The sequence below is a fragment of the Pseudomonas protegens CHA0 genome (genome assembly GCF_000397205.1).
Classification (GTDB): Bacteria; Pseudomonadota; Gammaproteobacteria; order Pseudomonadales; family Pseudomonadaceae; genus Aquipseudomonas; species Aquipseudomonas protegens.
In genome coordinates this window covers 1,859,601-1,882,408 of record NC_021237.1, presented here as the reverse complement: position 1 = coordinate 1,882,408, position 22,808 = coordinate 1,859,601, and the positions used below count along the sequence as shown (strand labels likewise).

The following is a 22,808-nucleotide window of genomic DNA, read 5'->3' as shown; positions in this document are numbered from 1 at the left end:
TCAGTTTTTCAGGATTCTGGCGCCATCTGGCATCAGGGCATCATAAAAGGACTTGTCAGCAAGGACTTCCGGCAACTTCCCGCCCAACAACCACTCGCAATGGCGACCGACTTTCGTGCCCGCCAGCGCAAAGCTGCCAGCGGAGAGCGTGGTGCCCCTGCCGATTTCCACGCCGCGCCCCAGGGTCACACCCGCCTGCAAGGTCACACAGGCCCCTAACTGCACGGAGCAGTCCAGAGTTACCTGGCGATCAAGCCAGGAGCCCAGCCCCACTACCGCACCGGAGGCCAGGTTGCAGCCCGCACCCACATAGGCATTGCCTTGCAGAACGGCGCTTTCTTCAACAATGGATCGAGGCGAAACCAGATTGAACAGGCGATACCCCGCCAACCGAACCTGGGAAATCAGCTTGTGTCGCGAGTAGTTGACCGCACGCTCATCCAGCGCCACAAACACTTCGAAGTCTTGCGCCGGATACCGATCGATGAATTCATCCAGCTGAAAGTTGTAACGATCAGCCGAAAGCAGGCGGTGCTGCACATGGGGCAAGCCCAGCTCAGTGGCCATCTGGCAGGCATGCTCGAAGGCCCAGCCCTCCCCCAGCACGATATGGCGAGTCATGGGCGCTCTCCCAAAACATGAGTTCTATACCAGAGATGCTGTTGAACGATATGCGCCTCATACTCGCCGTGCATGAAGCGCCGAGAGTGCTCACCGAACCCATCCTGCAAACGCTCGAGCACAACCGTGTCCTCGGCTATGACCTTGCGCTCGCCACGAATCAAAGTTGCCAGCAACGCAGTAAAGTCGGTGCGGACATCCTTGCGTGTGGCGGTCATCATCCACAGGTGATAGTCGGTAACCCCAGGGGATACGGGATCGTACTGCTGAAGTAGAAAGTGATCACCCTTGACACTACAGAAGTTGACATTGGGATAAATGAACCAGTTGTAGTAGGCATGTTCACTGCCATATTTTTCGCACAACGGCGCAAACCAGTTCTCGTAGGGCTTGATCAGAGCCTTGGTGCTGTAACTCAACGAGTCAAGTTCAGGAGATTCGGCAGCAGAAATCAGCCTGATGACTTCCGAAGCCCCATCATCGCCAACTACAGGGATCTCCTTGACCATTTGATTCATGGCCGGCATGAAGGTTTGCGGATGAATAAAAGGAACGTGGTTATAGTCTTTCACGTTCTCCATATTCAACTTCCAGTTATACCGGACCTGATGGCAACTGTAGATAATCTGCGAATCCAGATGAGAGGACACATCCTGCAACTGCCCGATGAACTCATCCGTAAATTGCTCATTCAGTGCAATGGGACTCTGCGCAAAATTCACAAACAACAACTGGCCGACTTCCTCCAGATGAAGTTTCTTCAGGCAGATCTTTTCTCGCTCCGCGGCACTGAACTGGTAAAGCCCATGATTGGGTATGCCACGCAACTCGCCCTCGGCACCAAATGACCAGGCATGGTAAGGGCAGACCATAGGGCGCTTGCCGGCACTCTCGGTCTGAATAGGCGACAGCCGATGGGGGCACTCATTGATAAAGGCCCGGATACCGGCTTCGGTTCTCTGAACCAGGATCGGCACACCCGCCACCTTGCGAGTGAAGAACTGATTTCGCTCGCGCACCATCGACGTGAACCCGACGAAGGTCCACAACGCGCCAAACAAGTGGGCACGCTCGCGAGAAAGAGTTTCCTGGGAGGTGTAATGGCTTGCATCCAACGCATGACGCGACATAAAACGTATCCACAAAAAAGACCGAGCAGCGAGATGAATACCCAGCCTTCAATCCTGCTTGGTGAAAATGACTCGAGCAGGGTTGCCCACCACCGTCGCACCGGCAGGAACATCCTTGAAGACCACGGCTCCCATGCCGATCACCGCTCCATCACCCACAGTGACCCCGCGGGACAGCATGGCCCCGGAGTTGATCACCACACCGTTGCCCACCTTGACGTAGCCAGCCAACAAACAACGGGGAGCGATATGTACATAGTCGCCAATCACTACGTCGTGACCGATCATGCTGTCTTGATCGATAAAGCAGTAATTACCGATCTGACTATCAACGCCGCAACTTACGTCATAGCCGAAAAACGTTGGCCCCCAAGCGGTTCTAACACCAAGGAAACCAGGTCTTCCATAGTCAATGAACTTCGCGCCTTTGCCGAGCAGCAGTTTCACCTGTTTTTCTCTACTCGCAGGATCTCCGATCGCAACGATAAACAAGTCGTCGGACTGTGGTTGAAAATGCTCCGGATACCCTAACCAGGGACAATTAAGAATCTCCGCTACAACCTCAGGCCCGCGCTCATCCAGAAAACCGGCGATGATCCAATCAATTCCACAGGCTACATCAGCTTCCACTCGAGCCAGGACCTGACGCCCAAGTCCGCCAGCCCCCAATATGATCATTCGCCGCATATCGCCCCCATGGCTCGTTAAAGGGTTAACCCACCGTCCATGATAAGCGTCGAGCCAGTTATCCATCGGCTTGCATCGGAGAGCATGAAAATGCATGCATTGGCTACATCATCCGGCATACCAAAGCCCAGAAGTTGCCCTTGGCCCAGTGTATCCATGGAGATCATCTTTTCAGCATCGTCCACCAAAGGCGTATGTACCAATGCCGGCGAGAGACAATTAACCCGGATCCTATGTTTAGCCACTTCCGTTGCAAGACATCGCGCCATGGCAATCAATGCCGCCTTGGTACCGGAATAGCCGCCAACCCCTGCCACTCCAATATGCGCAGCAATGGATGCAATAAATAAAATAGCCCCATCAGCCGCAACAAGATTGCGCCTCAAAATACCTTGAGTCAGCAGAAAAGGGGCTTCGACATTGGTTCGGTGAAGCACTTGAAGATGGGACTCAGTCATCATCCGAGTTGGAGACAACCTGGAGATCCCCGCTGCATGCACCAAACCGTTTATCTTCGAATCGAGTGCTGCGATTACAGCATCTCGCTCAGCCGCAACGGTAAGATCCGCTACAACCATTTTATGATCCAGACTCGAAATGCTCTGCAACTCTTCAAACGTCTTGGTCAAGCGTTCCCGATCACGCCCAGTGGCAATAATCTCGGCGCCCATGCGAGCACAATTCAAAGCCGTTGTGAGTCCAATCCCCGAACTGGCCCCGGTCACCAAGACCCGCTTGCCCTTGAGACTGAATGGATTAAAGCTGTTATCAGCACTCACTATGCTGCCCTCCGAAGAAATTTGCGGCCAGTGGGAGGAGTGACCTCCCGGCCCTATCAGGACTCAATCAAATCAGGAAACTTCGCCCCTTGGATATCCACCAAGCAGGTTCCCCATGACAGGCCAATACCAAACCCTGACAGCACTAAACGCTTAGTTCCTTCTTCAAGCTGTTTATTAATTCGCGCAGTCATGGTGACTGGCAGCGAAGCACCGCTGGTGTTGCCAAAATCCCGCAAGGTCGAAGGAACTTTCTCGACTGGAAGTTCCAACTTTCTACGAATGGTTTCGTTGATCATGCGGTTGGCCTGGTGAAAGATGAAGTAATCGACTCCGTCTTTCGAGGCATTGGCATATTCAAGCAACTTTTCTACCGCCGGCGGAACCCGCTGAGTGGAAAAGCTCAGCACAGCAGTACCATCGAGTTGCAAGTCGATCGCTCGATGCCAGTGATCATTTTCATTCTCACGGAAAGGCACCAGATGCTGTATGCCTACCGGCTCACGATGCCCACCAACCGGGAGGATGATCGCTTTGTGGCCGCTACCATCGCTATTCAGGTCGAAGTACATGGGCGGGGCATCCGCACAGAACTCCATCGCCGTAGCGGTGCCGGCATCCGAAAAGATCGGGTCATTGAGCTGGGCACCGCTATCCCCAACCAGCACCAAGCCTTTCTTGATACCTCCGGCGCTGATCAGCGATCCAAGCAGATGCAGGCCGAACGGATAGCCGGAACACCCGAGGTTGACGTCGAACGCCAGGGTGGTATGGGGCAACCCCAGACGATCCTGAAGAATGATCGCAGTGGCAGGCGCCAGGTAGTCCGGGGACTGGGTAACCACGATCAGCGCGTCGATTTCCTCGAGCTTCCACTCCAGGCTTTCAATCAGCTTGGAGGCTGCATCGAAGGCCAGGTCGGAAAAACACTGCCACTCTTGCGTCAGCCTTCGCAGCTCGATACCGATATTGCGCACCAGCCTTTCGCGCTCTGGACGAATCTGCGGCTTGCAATCAGTCAGATTGGAAACAACTCGTTTAGGAACGCAAGTTGCCATACCGGCAAAGCGCACGGAATTCAACGTAACGAGTGGCATGAGGCTTATCCTACCAAGTTGTAAAGATCACCAACGGTAACAGACTTTTCAAGGTCGTCGCCCGTGATCACTTTCTTGTACTCAATATCAAACATGACAATCACACCCAATGCGGCGAGCGAATCCCACTCTGGCAAATTGCGCAACTCCGTCTCCATGGTGACTTCAACTGGCTCCTGAAAATCGGTGGCAGACAGAAAGTTTTCGATAAATGCTTCTTTGCTCATAACAGCCTCTTAATAATCAGAATCTGCGGTTTAAAATTCCGCAAAACACTCGCCTTCTTGGCGAAAGTCCCTCTCCAGTACGTTATATATTCGCCGAGTTTCCTGAGCGAATGACAGCAACGATCCGTTGCAGGTCCTCTGGCTCCAACCCTGGATAAATGGGCAGACAGATAACCTTTTCAGCCAATGCTTCGGCCACTGGCAAAGCATGGCGATGAAGTCCCTCCATACCTTCATACACCGACATCTGGGTAATCAGGGGATAGAAATAACGGCGCGCGAATATATTGTGCTCCTGCAACAACCCATAGAGTTGATCGCGGCTCAGCGCATATTCGGGCTCAATGGCAATCGGAAAGTAGGCATAGTTCGAGACAAGAGCGGCCGGTACCGGGTCCAGGTTAATACCTTTGATGGTTCGCAACTCAGAGCGATAGAAACAATCGATAGCTCTACGCTGTTCCAGGGCCGCGTCGATATGCTGCAGCTGCAAGAGCCCGAACGCAGCATTTACTTCACTCATCTTGCCGTTGATGCCACAGGTCACCACCGTGACCTCATCCACAAAACCAAAATTCCTCAATTGATCGATATGCAACTTTGTCTGTGCATCCGGGCTGATGATCGCACCGCCCTCGAAGGTATTGAAGACCTTGGTTGCATGCAGACTCAGGACACTGAGGTCGCCATGGCGCAGTACACTGCCACCGGCATCTTCCACGCCAAACGCGTGGGCGCCGTCAAAAATTACTTTCAATCCATGTTTATCGGCGATGGCCTGAATCGCCTCTACATCACAGGGATTGCCATAGCAGTGCACCGGCATGATGGCGGTCGTCTGTGGCGTAATGGCCTGTTCTATCTTTTTAGGGTCGATGTTGAAGGTCTGTGGATCGATATCGACAAACACCGGGGTCAAGCGATTCCACACCAAGGCATGGGCCGTAGCGACAAAAGAATAAGGCGTGGTAATCACTTCACCCTTCACATGCAGTGCTTGTAAAGCGGTAATCAGGGCCAATGTTCCATTGGCAAACAACGACAAATGCCCGACCCCCAAGTAACGAGCCAGTGCTTGCTCAAGTTCTTGATGGAAGGGACCGCAATTGGTCAGGCGCTTGTTTTTCCAGATCTGCTCCAGATAAGGAACAAATTCCTCTAACGGCGGCAGTAGCGGACTGGTAACTGTAATTATTTTTTCCATGACTTATCAGTTCTGAGCAGTTCGAACATCCCAAAGAACAAAGTCAATCCACCCGCTTTTTTCAGATTGATTCTGCCTAGTCAAAAAAGTAACCATTTCCATACACTGGCTACCCACAAGCAATAATCCAGCCAACAATCTGGCGGCGCTCGCCTCAGGAGTCGCGCTGCAGATCCGGCGGAATCGGCAGATCCTTGAGCGGATCCGGGCGCTTGCCCTTGCCCGCGCGGTGCTGGCGGATCTGATAGACGTAGGCCAGTACCTGGGCCACCGCCAGGTAAAGCCCGGCAGGAATCTCTTCCTCAAGCTCGGTGGAATAGAAGATCGAACGCGCCAGGGCCGGCGACTCCAGCAGCATGACCTCGTGAGCCACGGCGATCTCGCGAATCTGCAAGGCCAGGAAGTCGCTGCCCTTGGCCAGCAGCACCGGCGCCCCGCCCTTCTCGGCATCGTATTTGAGCGCCACGGCGTAGTGGGTCGGGTTGGTGATGACCACATCGGCCTCCGGGATCGCCGCCATCATCCGCCGCTGGGACATCTCGCGCTGCAACTGGCGAATCCGCTGCTTGACCTCAGGCCGCCCCTCCTGGTCCTTGTGCTCGTCGCGCACCTCCTGCTTGGTCATCAGCAACTTCTTGTGGGCCTGGTACAGCTGCACCGGCACATCCACTGCAGCAATCAGGATCAGCCCGCAGGCCATCCACAAGGTGCTCCAGCCCACCACCTGGATGCTGTGGATGATCGCCTTCTCCAGGGGCTCATGGGCGATACGCAAGAGGTCGTCGATATCTGCCGAGAGCACCGAGAGCGCCACGAACAGCACCAGGGCAAACTTGGCCAGGGCCTTGAGCAGTTCGATCAACGCCGTGGGGGAAAACATCCGCTTGAGGCCGTTGGCCGGGTTCATCCGGCTGAACTTGGGCGCCAGGCTCTTTCCGGCGAACAACCAGCCGCCCAGGGAAATGGGGCCGATGACCGCCGCCAGCAGCAGGGTCAGCAGTACCGGCTGCACCGCCAGGATGGCGATCTTGCCCGAATGCAGCAGGTACAGGCCCATGGCCCCTGGGCTGAGCAGCACTTCACGGGGCAGGGAGAAATTCAGGCGCATGATTTCCAGCAGGTCCAGGGCCAGGCCACCACCATAGACCAGCAGACCGCCCGCCCCCGCCAGCATGATGGCCAGGGTATTGAGCTCTTTGGAACGGGCAATCTCGCCCTTTTCCCGGGAGTCCTTTTTGCGTTTCTCCGTGGGCTCTTCTGTCTTGTCCTGACCGCTCTCGCTTTCTGCCATGGCTCAGCGCGCCTTTGCCTGTTCGCGTAAGAACTGCAAGGCCTCGGAGGCCAGCGGTTGATACTGGTTGAGAATGTCGGCCAGGCTGATCCAGACAATGCCCATGCCCAGCACCAGGGTCAGGGGAAAGCCGATGGAGAAGATGTTCAATTGCGGCGCCGCGCGAGTCATGACGCCAAAGGCGATGTTCACCACCAGCAGCGCGGTGATCGCCGGCAATACCAGCAGCAGCGCCGCTCCCAGCACCCAACCGAGCTTGCCCGCCAGCTCCCAGTAATGGTTGACCATCAGGCCGCCACCCACCGGCAGGGTGGTAAAGCTCTCGGTAAGCACCTCGAACACCACCAGATGGCCGTTCATGGCCAGGAACAACAGGGTCACCAGCATAGTAAAGAACTGCCCGATCACCGCCACCGACACACCGTTGGTGGGGTCGACCATGGAAGCGAACCCCATGCCCATCTGGATCGCCACGATCTGTCCGGCAACCACGAAAGCCTGGAAGAACAGTTGCAGGGAAAACCCCAGTACCGCGCCGATCAGGATCTGTTCGGCGACCAGCAACAGGCCACTGAGATCCAGGGCATGCACTTCGGGCATGGGCGGCAGCCCCGGCGCTATCACCACGGTGATCGCCAGGGCAAAGTACAAGCGTACCCGCCGCGGCACCAGGGTGGTCCCGAAGACCGGCATCACCATCAGCAGCGAGGTGACCCGGAACAGCGGCAACATGAAGCTCGCCACCCAGGTACTGATCTGGGTGTCGGTCAACGCCAGCAGGGACATGGGCTCAGCCGATCAACTGCGGAATACTGCCGTACAACTGACGGATGTATTCCATGAAGGTTTGCACCAGCCAGGGCCCGGCGACAATCAGGGTCACCAGCATCACCAGCAGGCGCGGCAGGAAGCTCAGGGTCTGTTCGTTGATCTGGGTGGCAGCCTGGAACATGGCCACCATCAGGCCCACCAACAAGCTGGGCACCACCAGCACCGCCACCATCATGGTGGTCAGCCAGAGCGCTTCGCGAAACAGGTCTACCGCGACTTCCGGAGTCATTGTCGATCACCCGCAAACAAGGTTTTAAACACCACCGAAACTGCCCGCCAGGGTACCGATGATCAACGCCCAACCGTCCACGAGGACGAACAGCATGATCTTGAACGGCAGGGAAATGATCAGGGGCGAGAGCATCATCATGCCCATGGCCATCAGCACACTGGCCACCACCAGGTCGATGATCAGGAACGGAATGAAGATCATGAAGCCGATCTGGAACGCAGTCTTGAGCTCGGAGGTGACGAAGGCCGGGACCAGGATGGTCAGCGGCGCCTGGTCAGGGCTGGCGATGTCGGTGCGCTTGGACAGGCGCATGAACAGCTCCAGGTCGCTGCTGCGGGTCTGCGCCAGCATGAAGTCCTTGATCGGCACCTGAGCCTTGGCCACGGCGTCCTGGGCGGTGAGTTTTTCCGCCAGGTAAGGCTGCAAGGCGTCCTGGTTCACCCGGTCGAACACCGGCGCCATGATGAACATGGTAAGAAACAGCGCCATGCCGGTGAGGATCTGGTTCGACGGGGTCTGCTGCAGGCCCAGGGCCTGACGCAGGATCGAGAAGACGATGATGATCCGGGTGAAGCTGGTCATCAGCATGACGAACGCTGGAATGAAGCTCAGCGCCGTCATGATCAGCAGGATCTGCAGACTGACCGAATACTCCTGCTGGCCGCTGGCATTGGTGCCAAGGGTGATCGCCGGGATCGACAACGGGTCCGCCGCCAACGCCAGCGGCGCCGCCAGCATCAGTGCCAACGTCAAGATGATGCGCAACGGCATTACTTCTTATCCTTCTGATCCTTGCCCAACAGCTCCATCAGGCGCTGGGCGAACTCGGGCGTCGCCTGCTCGGCACTGGGCACCTGCACCGGCTCCTTGAGTACATGCAACGGGGTGATGGTGCCCGGGGTCAGGCCCAGCAGGATCTGCTCGTTGCCAACCTGCACCAGCACCAGGCGATCGCGCGGGCCCAGAGCCCGGGAGCCGATCAGTTCGATCACCTGCCCCTTGCCGGCAGGACCGGCCTGCTGCACCCGGCGCAACAGCCAGGCCAGGAAGAAGATCACGCCGATCACCAGCAGCAGGCCCAGTACCAGCTGGGTCAACTGGCCGCTGACACTGCCGGTCACGGGCGCAGCCGCAGCCACCGCGGCGGTGGCCGCCGGCTCCGCGGCCAGGGCGCTCAGGGGCAGCGCAAATGCAATGCCAAGCAGCTTGTTCACTTAGCGCAGCTTCTTGATGCGTTCGCTGGGGCTGATCACGTCAGTCAGGCGAATGCCGAACTTTTCGTTGACCACAACCACCTCGCCATGGGCGATCAGGGTGCCGTTGACCAGCACGTCCAGCGGCTCGCCGGCCAGGCGATCGAGCTCGATCACCGAGCCCTGGTTGAGCTGCAGCAGGTTGCGAATGTTGATATCGGTGCTGCCCACTTCCATGGAGATCGATACCGGGATATCCAGAATCACGTCCAGGTTAGGGCCGTCCAGGGTGACCGGCTCATGGTTCTTCGGCACGCTGCCGAACTCTTCCATCTGCAAGCGCCCGGAACTTGACGCGGCGCCGGCATCCGCCGCCAGCAGGGCATCGATATCCGCCTGACCGGCATCACCGGTTTCTTCCAGCGCAGCAGCCCACTCGTCGGCCAGCGCCTGGTCGTCCTGGGAGTTAATTTCGTCAGCCATCTTGGGTCCTCGACGGGCAAAAATTCATTGAACAGCAAACAGGTTGGAGCGCCGCTCAACGGCGCTCGATCGGCTCGATCACTTGCAGCGCCAGGTTGCCCTTGTGGGAACCCAGCTTGACCTTGAACGACGGCACGCCATTGGCGCGCATGATCATGTCTTCGGGCAGTTCCACCGGGATTACATCGCCAGGCTGCATGTGCAGGATGTCCCGCAGGCGCAACTGACGACGGGCGACAGTGGCGCTCAGCGGCACGGCCACATCCAGCACGTCCTCGCGCAGAGCCTTGCTCCAGCGTTCGTCCTGGTCGTCCAGGTCGGACTGGAAGCCGGCGTCGAGCATTTCGCGGATCGGCTCGATCATCGAATACGGCATGGTCACGTGCAGGTCGCCGCCACCGCCATCGAGCTCGATGTGGAAGGTCGACACCACAATGGCTTCGCTGGGACCGACGATGTTGGCCATGGCCGGGTTCACTTCCGAGTTTATGTACTCGAAGTTGACCGGCATGATCGCCTGCCATGCTTCCTTGAGATCGACGAAGGCCTGTTCCAGCACCATGCGCACCACCCGCAGTTCGGTCGGGGTGAATTCGCGCCCTTCGATCTTCGCGTGGCGGCCATCGCCGCCGAAGAAGTTGTCCACCAGCTTGAATACCAGCTTGGCGTCAAGAATGAACAGCGCGGTGCCGCGCAGCGGCTTGATCTTCACCAGGTTCAGACTGGTGGGTACGTACAGCGAGTGCACATACTCGCCGAACTTCATTACCTGCACGCCACCCACTGCCACGTCAGCCGAACGGCGCAGCATGTTGAACATGCTGATACGGGTATAGCGAGCGAAACGCTCGTTGATCATTTCCAGGGTCGGCATGCGTCCACGGACGATGCGATCCTGGCTGGTCAGGTCGTAGCTTTTGACACTGCCGGGCTCGGCAGCGTGTTCGGTCTGTACCAGACCGTCGTCGACGCCATGCAACAGCGCATCGATCTCATCCTGGGACAGCAGGTCCTGCACGGCCATGTCGTGTTCCTACTGCAGTACGAAGTTAGTAAAGAGCAACTGCTCGACCACCACTTTGCCCACCTCTTTCTGCGCCACTTCCTGAACGCTGGCGGTGGCCTTCTGGCGGAGCATTTCCTGGCCGACCGGAGTGGCCAGGGTGTCGAAACTCTGCCCGGAGAAGAGCATGACCAGGTTGTTGCGGATCACCGGCATGTGCACTTTCAGCGCATCCAGGTCGGCCTGATTGCGCGCCAGCAGGGTAATGCTCACCTGCATGTAGCGCTGCCGGCCGTTCTGCGTGAAGTTGGCAACAAAGGCTGGGGCCATGGGCTCGTAGATCGCCGCAGGCTTGACGTTGCTGGCGGTCTCTGCAGCCGGGGCCGGCTTGCTCTGAGCACTGTGCATGAAGTACCAGGTGGCGCCGACCGACAGGCCGATGGCCAGCAACAACGCCAGGACAATCAAGAGGATAAGCTTGAGTTTGCTTTTCCCTGCGGTGGGTTTTTCTGCTGCTTCGCTCTTCGCCATGCCAATAATCCGTCACTAATCGGGGGTTCACAGTCGCACGGCAAGGCAAGAGCAAGTGTTATGCCAGATTTGTCAGAAAGGCAGGGATCAACAGCGAAGGGCAATGCTGCGAAGGGAAACCTGGGGTGCAAGCTGTTGCAGTTACACCGCGAGGATCAGTGCAGGGGCCGGTAGCGACCCCCGCCACAGGTCAGGCGTAGTAGTCGACGGCGCTGCTGCCGATCACGGTCTGTACCGGAGCCTGCACTTCTGCCACGGCCGGGGACGACTCATCATCGCCATTGTCCAGGCGCCCGCCGCTGGTGCTGGAACCGCTGCGGCGATTCTGCTCCTGCTGCGCCTGCTCCTGGCCCTGCCAGCCACGGGACTGATCGGAGACGTTGACGTCCACCTGCCCCAGGCCCTGCTGGTTGAACATGTCGCGCATGCGGTGCATCTGCCCTTCCAGGGCTTCGCGAACCCCAGCATGGGCACTCATGAAGGTGACCTGGGTCTGCTGGTCCGGAATCATGTGCACGCGAATGTCCAGGCGCCCCAGCTCGGCCGGCTGCAACTGGATGTCTGCCGACTTGAGGTTGGTGCTGGACAGGTACATCACCCGATTGACCACCTCTTCGGTCCAGCCATTCTGGTGCATGGCCAGCGGCTGGTTGACCGGCACCGCGTTGGCCGTCTTGGGCGTCGCGGCCTGGGTCAAGGCCGCCAGGCGATTGGCGAAATCATCCACCCGGGTATCACTGGAAGCCCCCTTGAGGTCCTTCAAGCCATCGGCGATCAACCCGCTAAAGGCCTTTTCGCCGCCCTGCTCGGTGCCGCTCTTGCCCGCCTGCTGCTCGAGCATGCCGGCCATGCCATTGGCGAAGTTCTGCACCGAGGCCAGCTGCCCTTCATTGCCGGCATTGCCTGGCGCGGCCTTCGGCTGGCTCTGGCTGGACGCCGACACATGGCCGCCCTGCTCCATGGCCAGGCGCACCGCAGGTAAGGCATCCAGAGGATCAGCCTCGGGGTCGAATTCAGGCTTGGCCGGCTCGACGGGTGGCGCCACCACTGCGGCAACGAGGGCCGGCGCAGGGGCGACGGGAGCCGCCTCGACCTGAGGCGGCGCAGGTGTCGCCGGGGCCGGTTCAGCCGGCACCACAGGCTGTGGCGGCGCGACCTGTACCAGGCTTGGATCCAGCATCGGATCGCTGGGGGGCGGGGTGTCGGTTTGTGCGGTATCAGCCGGCTTCGCAGCATCAGTGGGCGCTGTTTTGCTGTCGCTGCCGGCCGGCTTGTCGGCAGGCAAGGATTTGCCGCTATCGGCAACGGCTGGCTGCGGCGCGGCAGAAGAGTCCTTGCTGACATCCTTCTTCGGGCTACTGTCAGCCCCCTTGTCGCGCACCGGCTTGGGCGAGTTGTCGGCAAAGCTTGGAGGCTTGGCCTGCGGCTGGTTCTGGGATTCCTTGGCGTAGAGCTGCGCGAAGCTGGAAGCCTTGTCCCCAGGCTCGGCAATGCTCGCCAGGGGGCTGACAGGTGCCGCTTGAGTCTTGGACTTAGCGCTGGCCTGGGCAGTGGCCTGAAGAAGCGAATTAGGGGTAACAGCCATGGGACAGTCTCCGCTGCACGGGGATCATAGGTACAGTTGGAAGACTTGACTGCAAAGGCCGGGCCAGCTTTAACAATCCGCAGATAAAAAGCTGTTTCTCAACAATGAAAGCGCTGCAGCTCCTGCTCGCACAAGCGTCGAACGATAGCGAACTCGCCGTCGATCTCCCCCACCAATTGTCGAATGCCATCTGCGGCCGACTGCCCGGCCCGCAGTTCCAGCTGATGACAGAGTTCGGCCAGGCGGGTGGCGCCCATGTTGCTGCTGCTGCCCTTGAGGCTGTGGGCGGTGGCTACCAGCAAAATCGTATCCTCGGACTTATGCAGCAGCCGCACACGCTCCTCGGAATCGCAGACGAAGGTATCCAGCAGGACGGGATATTCATCCTCCATGACCTCTTGCAAAGCATTGAGCACCGTGTGGTCCAGATGAATCTCAGCCACTTGTTCACTCCTTGATCAAGAACCCGGGAATTATGCCAGAGCCTCCCAAGAAAACTCCACGCAGACACTGCGCCCATCATCCGCCCACACGGCCTGCCGGCTCATCTGCCGGATCAGACTGACGCCACGCCCCGACAGACGCTCCATATCATTGGGCCGCGCCAGGACCGCAGCCACATCGAAGCCCTCGCCACTGTCCTCGACGCGCACCACCAGGCGCCCTCCCGCTTCCAGGGGCTGCACTTGCAGATGCACCCGGACAAAACCCTCCTGCAACTGCGCAAGCCGGGTCGAGCGTTCGCGGTAATAGCGGGTGAACCCCTCGGCATCGCGCTTGAGCCGCGAATCGAGCTTGAGCACGCCATGTTCCAGGGCATTGGAGTAGAGCTCTGCCAAAACGCTGTACAGCGCCCCGCTCTGGGAGCGCAGGCCATGCACCTCAAGCAACAGTTGCAGCAGATAGGGCAAGGGATTGAAACGCTTGAGGGTGGCAGCCCGAAACTCGAAACTCACCGACCAGTCCAGCGGGCAGGACTGGCCACTGTCGGAGTACACCAGAGCCGGCGGCGCCAACCGGGGAAACTCCGGCAACCCCACCTCGACCATGCTCACATCATCCCGGGCACTGCCGCCAAAGCGCTCCAGGGCCTGCCGGATCTCTTCGAACAGCTGATCTTCCTGGCGATTGGCGGCAAACACCTGATGCAATCGCTCGACGCCAAACAGTTGCTCCTCGGTATTACAGGTATCGATCACCCCATCCGACAACAGGAAGACGCGGTCTCCCGGCGCCATGGAAAACACTTCGGTGCTGTCCTCGAAGGCCTCGGCGCTCAACACACCCAAGGGCAAGTGGCGAGCCACCAGCGGCGTGCGTACGCCGCTGGCGTGCCGATACAGATACCCTTCGGGCATGCCGCCGTTCCACACCTCCACCGCCCGCCGCTGGGAACTCAGGCACAGCAGGGTGGCACAGCAGAACATGTCCACGGGCAGGATGCGCTTGAGCTTGGCATTCATCTCCCGCAGGGTTTCCGGCAGGCCGTAGCCCTTGGCGGTCATGCCGTAGAACACCTCCGCCAGCGGCATGGCGCCTACCGCCGCAGGCAGCCCATGGCCGGTGAAATCCCCCAGCAGTACGTGCATGTCTCCGGCCGGGGTGTAGGCCGCCAACAACAGGTCGCCGTTGAACAGGGCATAGGGCGATTGCAGGTAACGGATATTCGGCGCATCCAGGCAGCCGGCATGGGCGACCTTGTCGAACACCGCCTTGGCCACCCGCTGCTCGTTGAGCAGGTAGTCGTGGTGGCGAGTGATCTGGTCACGCTGGTGCAGCACGGTCTCTTGCAGACGGCGCAGGCGGTCCATGGCGTTGATCTTGGCCCCCAGCACCACCGGGTTGTAAGGCTTGGCTAGAAAGTCGTCGCCACCCGCTTCCAGGCAGCGGGCCAGGGCCTCGCCGCCGCTCAAGGAGGTGAGAAAGATGATCGGCACCAGGGTCTCGCCAGCCAGGGCCTTGATCCGCCGGGCAGCCTCGAAACCGTCCATCACCGGCATCAATGCATCCATCAGCACAATGTGCGGGCGCTGTTGCTGAAACAGCTGCACCGCCTCGGCGCCGTTGCTTGCCGCCAGCACCTGATGCCCCTGGCGCCGGATGATGCTGGACAGCAGCATGCGGTCCGCTGCGCCATCTTCGGCGATCAGCACACACAGGGGCTCGAGCATCGACCGCATACCGGTCAACTGATGTCGAAAAGCTTGTCGAAGTTGGAGATGGCGAGGATCTTGCGCACATCCGAGTTGCTGTTGATTACCCGGACATCGGCGTTGTCGCCGCCGGCGTGGTCACGCAGCAACAGCAGCATGCCCAGGGCCGAACTGTCGAGATAGGTGGCTTCCTTGAGGTCCACCACGATGGACTCCGGTGTCCGGTTGAGTCGCTCGTAGGATTCGCGAAACTCCTGGTGGCGTCCGAAATCGAAACGGCCTCTGATGGAGATCGTGAGTTTTTGCCCGTCCGGGGATATTTCTGTAACGACCGACATGTGACTGCTTCCTTGTCATTGACGACGTCTAAAAGGTTTAGCACCCACTCGCCGGGGGGACAACCCGCACGGGGCAAATGAGCACCATCAGTATGGGCTCTGACGAGGCAAGCGTTGGGAAAGTTCATCCAGCAACTTCTGCTCACGCTTGTCCTCAAGCGCCCGCGCCTCGTCGATATAGCGCTGCACCAGCTTGCGCAGCCCCTCGACCCGGGCATAGGCCTGCTGCCAGGCTTCCCGGGCGCGATCGAGGTTGTTCTGGTGCCAGGCCAGGCTCTGTCGCTGCTGACCGACGGCGGTATCCAGCTGGCTGAGAAAGTACTGATAGTTCATCAGCCAGTGGCCACTGACCCCCAACTTGCCGCGCTCGACCCACTGTTCCTGGTAGTCGCCACGAAAACGCTCCAGGTCCCCCAGCTTGCTCTCGGCCACACGCACCTGGCCGTGAAAGTACTCCAGGCGCTGGGCGGCCGTGCGCTCGGCACTCTCTGCCATGTCCACCACCGGCGCCAGGCGCGCCGCACGGCTATCGGCCATGGCCGGTTACCCGCCCGCTGCCGGAGCGAAAAGCATTTCCAGGTGGGTCTGGCTATGGCCCAGGCTGATGTTGTCATTGAGCCCCTGGCGCAGGTACGCAACCATGGCCGGATGCAGGGAAATGGCCGTATCGGTATCCCGGTCGCCGCCGGCCACATAGGCACCGACGCTGATCAGGTCCCGGGCCTGCTGGTAACGCGACCACAGCTGTTTGAAGTACTGCGCCCGCGCCATGTTGTCAGGGCTGATCACCGCCGGCATGACCCGACTGATGGAAGCCTCGATGTCGATGGCCGGGTAGTGCCCCTCTTCCGCCAGGCGCCTGGACAGCACGATATGCCCGTCGAGCACGCCCCGCGCCGAGTCGGCGATCGGGTCCTGCTGGTCGTCGCCTTCGGACAAGACCGTGTAGAAGGCGGTGATCGAACCGCCGCCGGCCTCGGCATTGCCGGCACGCTCCACCAGTTTGGGCAGCTTGGCGAACACCGAAGGCGGATAACCCTTGGTGGCCGGCGGCTCGCCGATGGCCAGGGCGATTTCCCGCTGGGCCTGGGCGAAACGTGTCAGGGAATCCATCAGCAACAGGACGTTCTTGCCCTTGTCGCGAAAATATTCGGCGATCCGCGTGCAGTACATCGCCGCCCGCAGACGCATCAGCGGAGCATCATCCGCTGGCGAGGCCACCACCACCGAACGCTTGAGGCCTTCCTCACCCAGGATGTGCTCGATGAACTCCTTGACCTCACGTCCCCGCTCGCCGATCAGCCCGACCACAATGATGTCGGCCTCGGTGAAGCGGGTCATCATGCCCAGCAGCACACTCTTGCCCACGCCGGTACCGGCGAACAGGCCGAGACGCTGACCGCGACCTACCGTCAATAAACCGTTGATGCTGCGAATACCCACATCCAGCGGCTGGCTGATGGGGTCGCGCTTGAGCGGGTTGATGGTGGGGCCGTCCATCGGCACCCAGTCTTCGGCACGCATCGCACCCTTGCCATCCAGCGCCCTACCGGCGCCGTCCAGCACACGCCCGAGCATACTCATGCCCATGGGCAAACGGCCGGTGTCGGCCAGGGGCACCACGCGCGCGCCCGGAGCAATCCCGGCCACGCTGCCCACTGGCATCAGGAATACCTTGCTCCCGGAGAACCCCATGACCTCGGCTTCGACCTTGACCGGGTGGTAGCTGTCATCGTTGATCACCATGCACCGGGTGCCCATGGCCGCGCGCAAGCCTTCGGCTTCCAGTGTCAGGCCGACCATGCGCAGCAGGCGGCCCTCAAGGATCGGCTGGCCCGGCAGGCTGATAGCCTGGGCATAGCCCCCCAGGCGCTTGCCGAAGCTGGTGCGTTCAAGGCGCATTGCTAGGGTCCGCTGGCTCGTGCGCGGCGGCGTCAAGGTCAATAGCGGGGTCGGCGATGTCGCTCTGCGGCGCCGACGGCGTCAACGGCCCCAGGTCCAGGCCAAGGTCCGCCGCTGCCGGATGCAGCGATTGTTCGTGCAACTGGTCGGACAGCTGGTCCATGGCCTGGGCGATCCGGGTTTCCATGCTGGCGTCGATACGGCTGTACTCGGTCTCGACCCGGCAACCGCCGGGCAGCAGCGCTTCGTCCTCGACGATGCGCCAGCTTTCCTCATGGCGCTCGCGCAGGCTTTTGACCTGCTCGAAATCCTGCGGATTGACGTACAGGCGCACATTACCGACGCCCAGGGGCAGCAGCTTGAGCGCTTCGCGCATGACATGTTCGATCTGCGTGGAGTCCATCGCCAGCTCGCGCTGGATCACCTGGCGGGTGATATGCCGCACCAGCTCCACCAGGGTCTTTTCAATCTGGGTGTCCTGCTCGGCAATGGGCTCGAACAGGTTGGCCATCAGTTGCTCGAGCGCCTGCAACTTGGCGCTCAGTGCCACTTCGGCTTCCTGGCGCACTTTGAGGGTGGTGCTGTGAAAGCCCTCTTTCTCGCCAGTGGCGAACCCTTCGTTATAGGCTTCCTGGCGGATGCTCTCGAGCTCTTCAAGGGTCAGCGGCTGGACTTCCTCCAGCGGCACCTCCTCGATCTCCTCCTGCACCTCTTCCGGCTCGGGTTCAGGCTCGGGCGGCTCGGGATCGAAACTGGGCAGCGCCCAGACGTCAAAACCCTCGACGTCCCGGGCGCGAATCAGCTCGCTTTGGGACTCATCACTGCTGGACGACATAAAGCGACCTTAGATCATTTCTTCGCCGCCCTTCCCGCCGAGAACGATTTCTCCGGCTTCGGCCATACGGCGGGCAATGGTGAGGATTTCCTTCTGCGCGGTTTCCACATCGCTGACGCGAACCGGGCCCTTGGCTTCCAGGTCGTCGCGCAGCAGTTCCGCCGCACGCTTGGACATGTTCTTGAAGATCTTTTCCTTGACCCCTTCGTCCGAGCCCTTGAGAGCCAGCACCAGCACGTCGGAAGAGACTTCGCGCAGCAGCGCCTGGATGCCGCGATCGTCGACATCGGCGAGGTTGTTGAAGACGAACATCAGGTCTTCGATCTGGCCCGACAGGTCTTCGTCCACTTCGCGGATCGAATCCATCAGCTGGCCTTCGATCGAGCTGTCGAGGAAGTTCATGATGTCGGCTGCACGCTTGATACCACCCAGGGTGGTCCGCGATGCGTTGGAGTTGCCGGAGAACTGCTTCTCGAGAATCTGGTTGAGTTCCTTGAGCGCCGCGGGTTGCACGGTGTTGAGCGAGGAAACCCGCAGGATGATGTCCAGGCGCGCCTTGTGGTCGAAGTTGCCGAGCACTTCGCCGGCCTGGTCAGGATCGAGGTAGGCCACCACGATGGCCTGGATCTGCGGGTGCTCGTAGCGGATCACGTCGGCAACGGCCCGCGGCTCCATCCACTTCAGGCTGTCCAGGCCGCTGGTGTTGCCACCCAGCAGAATGCGGTCGATCAGGCCGTTGGCCTTGTCTTCGCCCAGGGCCTGGGTGAGCATCTTGCGCACGTAGTCATCGGAACCGACGCCCAGGCTGGTCTGGTCGCCGACAATATCGACGAACTCGCTCATCACCTGTTCGACCTGCTCGCGGTGCACGTTACCCATCTGCGCCATGGCCACGCCCACCCGCTGGACCTCTTTGGGGCCCATGTGGCGCAACACTTGCGCAGCATCGGTAGAACCCAGGGACAGCAGCAGGATCGCGGCTTTGTCGACCCGGGTCAGTTTGGCGGTAGCGGCTCGGTTATCACTCATCTGCGTTAATCCACTCTTTCACGACCTGAGCCACTCGACCCGGGTCTTCAGCCACCAGACTCTTGATTGCGTTCAACTGAGCGTCATAACCCTCGCTCGGGCTCGGCAGCAGAATGCTCTGCGGGCCGCCGAGGCTCACGCGGTCGTTGCCCAACTCACCGTCCAGGCCGCCCATGCCGCCCAGCTCGACGTCACTGCCCAGGCCTGCCAGTTCTTTGTTCTTGCCGCCGCCAGTGATGTTGTTGAGCACCGGACGCAACACGCCGAACACCAGCACCAGGATGAACAGCACGCCGAGCACTTGCTTGACGATGTCCCAGAACCAGGGCTGCGAGTAGAACGGAATATCGGCGATCACTTCCCCGCGTTCGGCGGAGAACGGCACATTGATCACGCTGACGCTGTCGCCACGGCTGGCATCGAAGCCCACGGCGTCCTGCACCAGACGGGTGAAGCGCGCCAATTCGTCGGCGCTCCACGGCGCTCGGCTGGTTTCGCCATTGGCCGGGTTGACCTTGACCTGGTCGTCCACCACTACCGCTACCGACAGACGATTCAGGCGACCCTGCTGCTGCTTGGTATGGCTGATGGAGCGATCGAGCTCGAAGTTCTTGGTGGATTGTTGACGCTTGTCCGACGGGTACGGCGCCAGCATCGGCTGGCCGGTGGCCGGGTCCATGATCTGTTGGCCGTTGGCGTCCAGCAGTGGCTGGCCCGGTTGCACCATGCCGGCGGCGGCAGTGGCGCCACCGGTGGTTTGTGGCGCAGAGGCCGGCGCTGGCGGCTGGTTGCTCAGAGCACCCGGCACGCCTTGCGGGCCGTTGCTGCTGGAGCGCTGCTCATTCACCGACTGCTCGCTGCGCAGGGCCGGCTGGTCGGGGTTGAACTGTTCGGAGGTGGATTCCACGGCACTGAAATCGACGTCCGCCGAGACTTCAGCCTTGTAGCGATCGTTGCCCAGCACCGGTTGCAGGATGTTGTGCACCCGCTGGGTCAGCATGCCTTCCAGGCGGCGGCTGTAGTCGAACTGCTTGCCAGCCATGGTCAGTGCGGAGTTTTCCGCCTGGTCGGACAACAGGTTGCCCTTCTGATCGACCACGGTGACCTGGGACTTGTTCAGCTCGGGAACACTGGTCGCCACCAGGTTGACGATGGCCATGACCTGGCCGGGCTCCAGGGAACGGCCGGAGTAGAGTTCTACCAGGACCGAGGCGCTGGGCTTGCGTTCATCACGCACGAACACCGAGCTTTTGGGAATCGCCAGGTGCACCCGGGCGCCCTTGACGTTGTTCAGGCTGGAGATGGTGCGAGCCAGCTCGCCCTCCAGGCCGCGACGGTAACGGGTCGCTTCCATGAACTGACTGGTACCCAGGCCCTGCTCTTTATCGAGGATCTCGAAACCGACGTTGCCGTCACCCGGCGCTACGCCAGCCGCGGCCAGCTTCAGGCGGGCTCGGGACAGGTCATCGGCCTTGACCAGCAAGGCGCCGGAATTGGGCTCTACGGTGTAAGGAATGTCGGCAGAGGCCAGGGTATCCATGACCTGCTTGGCGTCCATACCCGCCAGGCTGCCGTACAGCGGCCGGTAATCGGGTTGCTGGGACCACAGCACCACGGCAAAACCAATCGCCACGCTGGCGGCCAGGCCCACCAACAGGCCGACCTGACGCAGCATGGTCATCTGGGACAGGTTTTCCAGGAAGGACAAACCGAACAGCGGCGGTTTACCGTCGATCGGGGCGGCCTTGGCCGGTACGTTATCGGCGACTGCTTCTGCCATGACTCAATCTCGTCCTTAAACCGGCATCTGCATGATGTCTTGATACGCTTGAACCAGCTTGTTGCGAACCTGGGTCAAGGCTTGAAAAGACACGCTGGCCTTTTGCGAGGAAATCATCACGTCCGTCAGGTCGACACCGCTCTTGCCAATTTCAAAGGCACTGGACAGCTGATTGGACGCCTGCTGAGTGTCATTGACCTTGTTCACGGCCTGGCCAAGCATATCAGCAAAGCTGCTGCCGCTGACTTCTGCCACCGCGGCGGATTTAGGCTGCGACATTGCGTCCATCTGCATGGCACGCATATCCAGCATCAACCGATTAAATTCAACACCTTGGCTCATGGTCTACTCTCTCTGACGACCCGCAATTTTTTGACGCTCACTCAGCGGTTAGTGAGGTGTTAGCAACAAGGGTGCCAGCTCCATGGCCCTTATCGACAAAAGCCCATCCCGGGCTTGCCTCTCACAGATCAGGTCGCGAACAGATAGGCCTCGACGTCCATTCCAGCATCGCGCATCTGCGCCAACTTGTAGCGCAAGGTCCGCGGGCTGATACCCAGGCGTTCCGCGGCCTCCTTGCGTCGCCCGCGCTCGGAGCGCAGGGTATCGATGATCATCTGAAACTCCCGGCGCCGCAGGTCATCGCCCAGGCCGCCGGATTCTTGAGCCGGCATCTCCACCTCGGCAGCCGTGCCACGCGAAGCCACCTGCACCACGGACGCCAGCGCAGGCAGCGGAGCACAAGCCACAGGACCGGCAAGACAGAAATCTTCCGGCTGGATCAAGCCCCCCTGCTGCAGGATCAATGCGCGCTGCAATGCGTTGTCCAATTCTCTAACGTTGCCTGGCCATGGATAGGCCAGCAGGCACTCCTGGGCCTTGGCCGATAGCCTGGCCGCCGCGTGCTTCATTTTATTGACGTGCTTGGCCAGCAGGCGCTCGGCCAGCGGCAGGATATCGGCGGTACGCTCGCGCAACGGCTTCCAGGCCAGAGGAAATACCGACAAACGGTAATACAAGTCCTCGCGGAAACGACCGGCCGCTACCTCCCCCGCCAGATCGCGGTTGGTGGTGGCGACCACGCGGATATCCAGGGTGATCGGCTTGCGCGCACCCACCCGCTCCACTTCGCGCTCCTGCAAGACCCGCAGCAGCTTGGCCTGCAAGCCCAGAGGCATTTCGGAAATCTCGTCCAGCAGGATGGTGCCACCATCGGCCTGCTCGAACTTGCCGGGCTGGGCAGCGATGGCCCCTGTGAAAGAGCCCTTTTCGTGCCCGAACAAAGTGGCTTCGAGCATGTTGTCCGGGATGGCCGCGCAGTTGATGGCGATAAACGGCTGATTGACTCGATGGGAATGCTGATGGATATAGCGCGCCAGCACCTCCTTGCCAGTGCCGGATTCACCGGAAATCAGCACCGTGGAGTCACTGCGGGCCACCCGCGCCGCCAGCTCCAGCAACTGAGCGCTGGCTGGCTCGAAGGCCACAGGCCCCTCATCCTCGCCAACACCCAGGCTGCCCAAGGCATGGCGCGCCACCAGGTCCAGCAGGGCCCGCGGCTCGAAAGGCTTGACCAGATAATCGGCCGCCCCCTGGCGCATGGCGTCCACGGCACGCTCGACGGCGCCATGGGCAGTCATCAGCAACACCGGCAGTTGTGGCTGGCGGGCTCGCAGCAGGCCAAGCAATTGATGACCGTCCATGCCCGGCATGTTGACGTCGCTGACCACCAGGCTGAAGGGCTCGAAGGCCACCGCTTCCAATGCTTCCTCAGCACTGCCGACAGCCTTGTAGTCATGACCGGCCAGCAGCAGGGTATCCGCCAGGGCCTCGCGCAATGCGCGGTCGTCTTCAACCAGTAGAACCTTGATTGCCAT

Annotated in this window: 26 protein-coding genes; all 26 read right to left on the bottom strand. The window is 60.3% G+C overall.

What is annotated here, in order from left to right:
- The 26 genes from PFLCHA0_RS08475 to PFLCHA0_RS08350 all read right to left on the bottom strand — a co-directional run bounded on the left by PFLCHA0_RS08475 (position 1) and on the right by PFLCHA0_RS08350 (position 22,808).
- Positions 1–567, bottom strand: a complete 567-nt coding sequence (locus PFLCHA0_RS08475; RefSeq protein ID WP_230493588.1) for an LbetaH domain-containing protein — start codon at positions 565–567, stop codon at positions 1–3.
- A gap of 50 nt (positions 568–617) precedes the next feature.
- Positions 618–1,751, bottom strand: coding sequence for an aromatic ring-hydroxylating oxygenase subunit alpha (locus PFLCHA0_RS08470; RefSeq protein ID WP_015634642.1), 1,134 nt, complete (start codon positions 1,749–1,751; stop codon positions 618–620).
- A gap of 48 nt (positions 1,752–1,799) precedes the next feature.
- A complete protein-coding gene (locus tag PFLCHA0_RS08465; RefSeq protein WP_237615551.1) occupies positions 1,800–2,429 on the bottom strand; it encodes an acetyltransferase in 630 nt (209 codons plus the stop codon).
- Between the two features lie 26 nt (positions 2,430–2,455).
- Complete coding sequence (locus tag PFLCHA0_RS08460; RefSeq protein WP_041752019.1) at positions 2,456–3,217, bottom strand: SDR family NAD(P)-dependent oxidoreductase; 762 nt, start codon at positions 3,215–3,217, stop codon at positions 2,456–2,458.
- Between the two features lie 56 nt (positions 3,218–3,273).
- On the bottom strand, positions 3,274–4,314 hold the full coding sequence (locus PFLCHA0_RS08455) for a ketoacyl-ACP synthase III (protein ID WP_015634640.1): 1,041 nt from the start codon (positions 4,312–4,314) through the stop codon (positions 3,274–3,276).
- A gap of 5 nt (positions 4,315–4,319) precedes the next feature.
- Positions 4,320–4,541: an acyl carrier protein gene (locus tag PFLCHA0_RS08450; RefSeq protein ID WP_015634639.1), complete on the bottom strand. Its 222-nt coding sequence runs from the start codon at positions 4,539–4,541 to the stop codon at positions 4,320–4,322.
- Positions 4,542–4,623: 82 nt separating this feature from the next.
- On the bottom strand, positions 4,624–5,745 hold the full coding sequence (locus tag PFLCHA0_RS08445; RefSeq protein WP_011059991.1) for a DegT/DnrJ/EryC1/StrS family aminotransferase: 1,122 nt from the start codon (positions 5,743–5,745) through the stop codon (positions 4,624–4,626).
- A 154-nt stretch (positions 5,746–5,899) separates the two neighbouring features.
- Positions 5,900–7,036 (bottom strand): flagellar biosynthesis protein FlhB, encoded by a 1,137-nt coding sequence (gene flhB / locus PFLCHA0_RS08440; protein ID WP_015634638.1) that lies wholly within the window; start codon positions 7,034–7,036, stop codon positions 5,900–5,902.
- A 3-nt stretch (positions 7,037–7,039) separates the two neighbouring features.
- The gene (gene fliR / locus PFLCHA0_RS08435) at positions 7,040–7,822 is read right to left on the bottom strand and encodes a flagellar biosynthetic protein FliR (RefSeq protein WP_015634637.1); all 783 of its coding nucleotides are present in this window, start codon (positions 7,820–7,822) and stop codon (positions 7,040–7,042) included.
- Positions 7,823–7,826: 4 nt separating this feature from the next.
- Positions 7,827–8,096 carry a flagellar biosynthesis protein FliQ gene (fliQ, locus tag PFLCHA0_RS08430; protein ID WP_011059988.1) on the bottom strand — a complete coding sequence of 90 codons (270 nt, stop codon included), beginning with the start codon at positions 8,094–8,096 and terminating at the stop codon, positions 7,827–7,829.
- Between the two features lie 24 nt (positions 8,097–8,120).
- On the bottom strand, positions 8,121–8,870 hold the full coding sequence (gene fliP, locus PFLCHA0_RS08425; RefSeq protein WP_011059987.1) for a flagellar type III secretion system pore protein FliP: 750 nt from the start codon (positions 8,868–8,870) through the stop codon (positions 8,121–8,123).
- Positions 8,870–9,313 (bottom strand): flagellar biosynthetic protein FliO, encoded by a 444-nt coding sequence (fliO, locus tag PFLCHA0_RS08420; RefSeq protein WP_011059986.1) that lies wholly within the window; start codon positions 9,311–9,313, stop codon positions 8,870–8,872. Before fliO ends, fliP begins: the two co-directional genes overlap by 1 nt.
- A complete protein-coding gene (gene fliN, locus PFLCHA0_RS08415) occupies positions 9,314–9,775 on the bottom strand; it encodes a flagellar motor switch protein FliN (RefSeq protein WP_011059985.1) in 462 nt (153 codons plus the stop codon).
- A gap of 55 nt (positions 9,776–9,830) precedes the next feature.
- A complete protein-coding gene (gene fliM, locus PFLCHA0_RS08410; protein ID WP_011059984.1) occupies positions 9,831–10,799 on the bottom strand; it encodes a flagellar motor switch protein FliM in 969 nt (322 codons plus the stop codon).
- Between the two features lie 9 nt (positions 10,800–10,808).
- The gene (gene fliL, locus PFLCHA0_RS08405; protein WP_011059983.1) at positions 10,809–11,309 is read right to left on the bottom strand and encodes a flagellar basal body-associated protein FliL; all 501 of its coding nucleotides are present in this window, start codon (positions 11,307–11,309) and stop codon (positions 10,809–10,811) included.
- A gap of 190 nt (positions 11,310–11,499) precedes the next feature.
- Complete coding sequence (locus PFLCHA0_RS08400; protein WP_015634635.1) at positions 11,500–12,894, bottom strand: flagellar hook-length control protein FliK; 1,395 nt, start codon at positions 12,892–12,894, stop codon at positions 11,500–11,502.
- Between the two features lie 98 nt (positions 12,895–12,992).
- On the bottom strand, positions 12,993–13,337 hold the full coding sequence (locus tag PFLCHA0_RS08395) for an Hpt domain-containing protein (RefSeq protein WP_011059981.1): 345 nt from the start codon (positions 13,335–13,337) through the stop codon (positions 12,993–12,995).
- A 30-nt stretch (positions 13,338–13,367) separates the two neighbouring features.
- Positions 13,368–15,074 carry a fused response regulator/phosphatase gene (locus PFLCHA0_RS08390; RefSeq protein ID WP_015634634.1) on the bottom strand — a complete coding sequence of 569 codons (1,707 nt, stop codon included), beginning with the start codon at positions 15,072–15,074 and terminating at the stop codon, positions 13,368–13,370.
- A 5-nt stretch (positions 15,075–15,079) separates the two neighbouring features.
- Positions 15,080–15,385, bottom strand: coding sequence for an STAS domain-containing protein (locus PFLCHA0_RS08385; protein ID WP_011059979.1), 306 nt, complete (start codon positions 15,383–15,385; stop codon positions 15,080–15,082).
- Between the two features lie 87 nt (positions 15,386–15,472).
- Entirely contained in the window at positions 15,473–15,922 is a 450-nt protein-coding gene (gene fliJ, locus PFLCHA0_RS08380; RefSeq protein ID WP_011059978.1) for a flagellar export protein FliJ, read from the bottom strand.
- 6 nt (positions 15,923–15,928) lie between these two features.
- Positions 15,929–17,287, bottom strand: a complete 1,359-nt coding sequence (gene fliI / locus PFLCHA0_RS08375) for a flagellar protein export ATPase FliI (RefSeq protein ID WP_015634633.1) — start codon at positions 17,285–17,287, stop codon at positions 15,929–15,931.
- Complete coding sequence (gene fliH, locus PFLCHA0_RS08370) at positions 17,277–18,122, bottom strand: flagellar assembly protein FliH (protein ID WP_015634632.1); 846 nt, start codon at positions 18,120–18,122, stop codon at positions 17,277–17,279. Before fliH ends, fliI begins: the two co-directional genes overlap by 11 nt.
- 9 nt (positions 18,123–18,131) lie before the next feature.
- The gene (gene fliG, locus PFLCHA0_RS08365; RefSeq protein ID WP_011059975.1) at positions 18,132–19,151 is read right to left on the bottom strand and encodes a flagellar motor switch protein FliG; all 1,020 of its coding nucleotides are present in this window, start codon (positions 19,149–19,151) and stop codon (positions 18,132–18,134) included.
- Positions 19,144–20,931: a flagellar basal-body MS-ring/collar protein FliF gene (fliF, locus tag PFLCHA0_RS08360; RefSeq protein ID WP_011059974.1), complete on the bottom strand. Its 1,788-nt coding sequence runs from the start codon at positions 20,929–20,931 to the stop codon at positions 19,144–19,146. The genes fliG and fliF overlap by 8 nt, the downstream gene beginning before the upstream one ends.
- A 15-nt stretch (positions 20,932–20,946) precedes the next feature.
- Positions 20,947–21,273, bottom strand: a complete 327-nt coding sequence (gene fliE / locus PFLCHA0_RS08355; protein WP_011059973.1) for a flagellar hook-basal body complex protein FliE — start codon at positions 21,271–21,273, stop codon at positions 20,947–20,949.
- Between the two features lie 128 nt (positions 21,274–21,401).
- Complete coding sequence (locus PFLCHA0_RS08350) at positions 21,402–22,808, bottom strand: sigma-54-dependent transcriptional regulator (RefSeq protein WP_015634631.1); 1,407 nt, start codon at positions 22,806–22,808, stop codon at positions 21,402–21,404.

Coding starts and splice junctions, on each gene's coding strand:
- PFLCHA0_RS08475 (WP_230493588.1), bottom strand. CDS start 567: ATGGCCACTGAGCTGGGCTTGCCCCATGTGCAGCACCGCCTGCTTTCG.
- fliI (WP_015634633.1), bottom strand. CDS start 17,287: ATGCGCCTTGAACGCACCAGCTTCGGCAAGCGCCTGGGGGGCTATGCC.
- fliQ (WP_011059988.1), bottom strand. CDS start 8,096: ATGACTCCGGAAGTCGCGGTAGACCTGTTTCGCGAAGCGCTCTGGCTG.
- PFLCHA0_RS08470 (WP_015634642.1), bottom strand. CDS start 1,751: ATGTCGCGTCATGCGTTGGATGCAAGCCATTACACCTCCCAGGAAACT.
- PFLCHA0_RS08400 (WP_015634635.1), bottom strand. CDS start 12,894: ATGGCTGTTACCCCTAATTCGCTTCTTCAGGCCACTGCCCAGGCCAGC.
- PFLCHA0_RS08350 (WP_015634631.1), bottom strand. CDS start 22,808: ATGGCAATCAAGGTTCTACTGGTTGAAGACGACCGCGCATTGCGCGAG.
- fliF (WP_011059974.1), bottom strand. CDS start 20,931: ATGGCAGAAGCAGTCGCCGATAACGTACCGGCCAAGGCCGCCCCGATC.
- PFLCHA0_RS08450 (WP_015634639.1), bottom strand. CDS start 4,541: ATGAGCAAAGAAGCATTTATCGAAAACTTTCTGTCTGCCACCGATTTT.
- fliE (WP_011059973.1), bottom strand. CDS start 21,273: ATGAGCCAAGGTGTTGAATTTAATCGGTTGATGCTGGATATGCGTGCC.
- fliJ (WP_011059978.1), bottom strand. CDS start 15,922: ATGGCCGATAGCCGTGCGGCGCGCCTGGCGCCGGTGGTGGACATGGCA.
- PFLCHA0_RS08390 (WP_015634634.1), bottom strand. CDS start 15,074: ATGCGGTCGATGCTCGAGCCCCTGTGTGTGCTGATCGCCGAAGATGGC.
- fliP (WP_011059987.1), bottom strand. CDS start 8,870: ATGCCGTTGCGCATCATCTTGACGTTGGCACTGATGCTGGCGGCGCCG.
- fliM (WP_011059984.1), bottom strand. CDS start 10,799: ATGGCCGTGCAGGACCTGCTGTCCCAGGATGAGATCGATGCGCTGTTG.
- fliH (WP_015634632.1), bottom strand. CDS start 18,122: ATGTCGTCCAGCAGTGATGAGTCCCAAAGCGAGCTGATTCGCGCCCGG.
- flhB (WP_015634638.1), bottom strand. CDS start 7,036: ATGGCAGAAAGCGAGAGCGGTCAGGACAAGACAGAAGAGCCCACGGAG.
- PFLCHA0_RS08385 (WP_011059979.1), bottom strand. CDS start 15,385: ATGTCGGTCGTTACAGAAATATCCCCGGACGGGCAAAAACTCACGATC.
- fliN (WP_011059985.1), bottom strand. CDS start 9,775: ATGGCTGACGAAATTAACTCCCAGGACGACCAGGCGCTGGCCGACGAG.
- PFLCHA0_RS08445 (WP_011059991.1), bottom strand. CDS start 5,745: ATGGAAAAAATAATTACAGTTACCAGTCCGCTACTGCCGCCGTTAGAG.
- fliR (WP_015634637.1), bottom strand. CDS start 7,822: ATGTCCCTGCTGGCGTTGACCGACACCCAGATCAGTACCTGGGTGGCG.
- PFLCHA0_RS08465 (WP_237615551.1), bottom strand. CDS start 2,429: ATGATCATATTGGGGGCTGGCGGACTTGGGCGTCAGGTCCTGGCTCGA.
- fliL (WP_011059983.1), bottom strand. CDS start 11,309: ATGGCGAAGAGCGAAGCAGCAGAAAAACCCACCGCAGGGAAAAGCAAA.
- fliG (WP_011059975.1), bottom strand. CDS start 19,151: ATGAGTGATAACCGAGCCGCTACCGCCAAACTGACCCGGGTCGACAAA.
- PFLCHA0_RS08455 (WP_015634640.1), bottom strand. CDS start 4,314: ATGCCACTCGTTACGTTGAATTCCGTGCGCTTTGCCGGTATGGCAACT.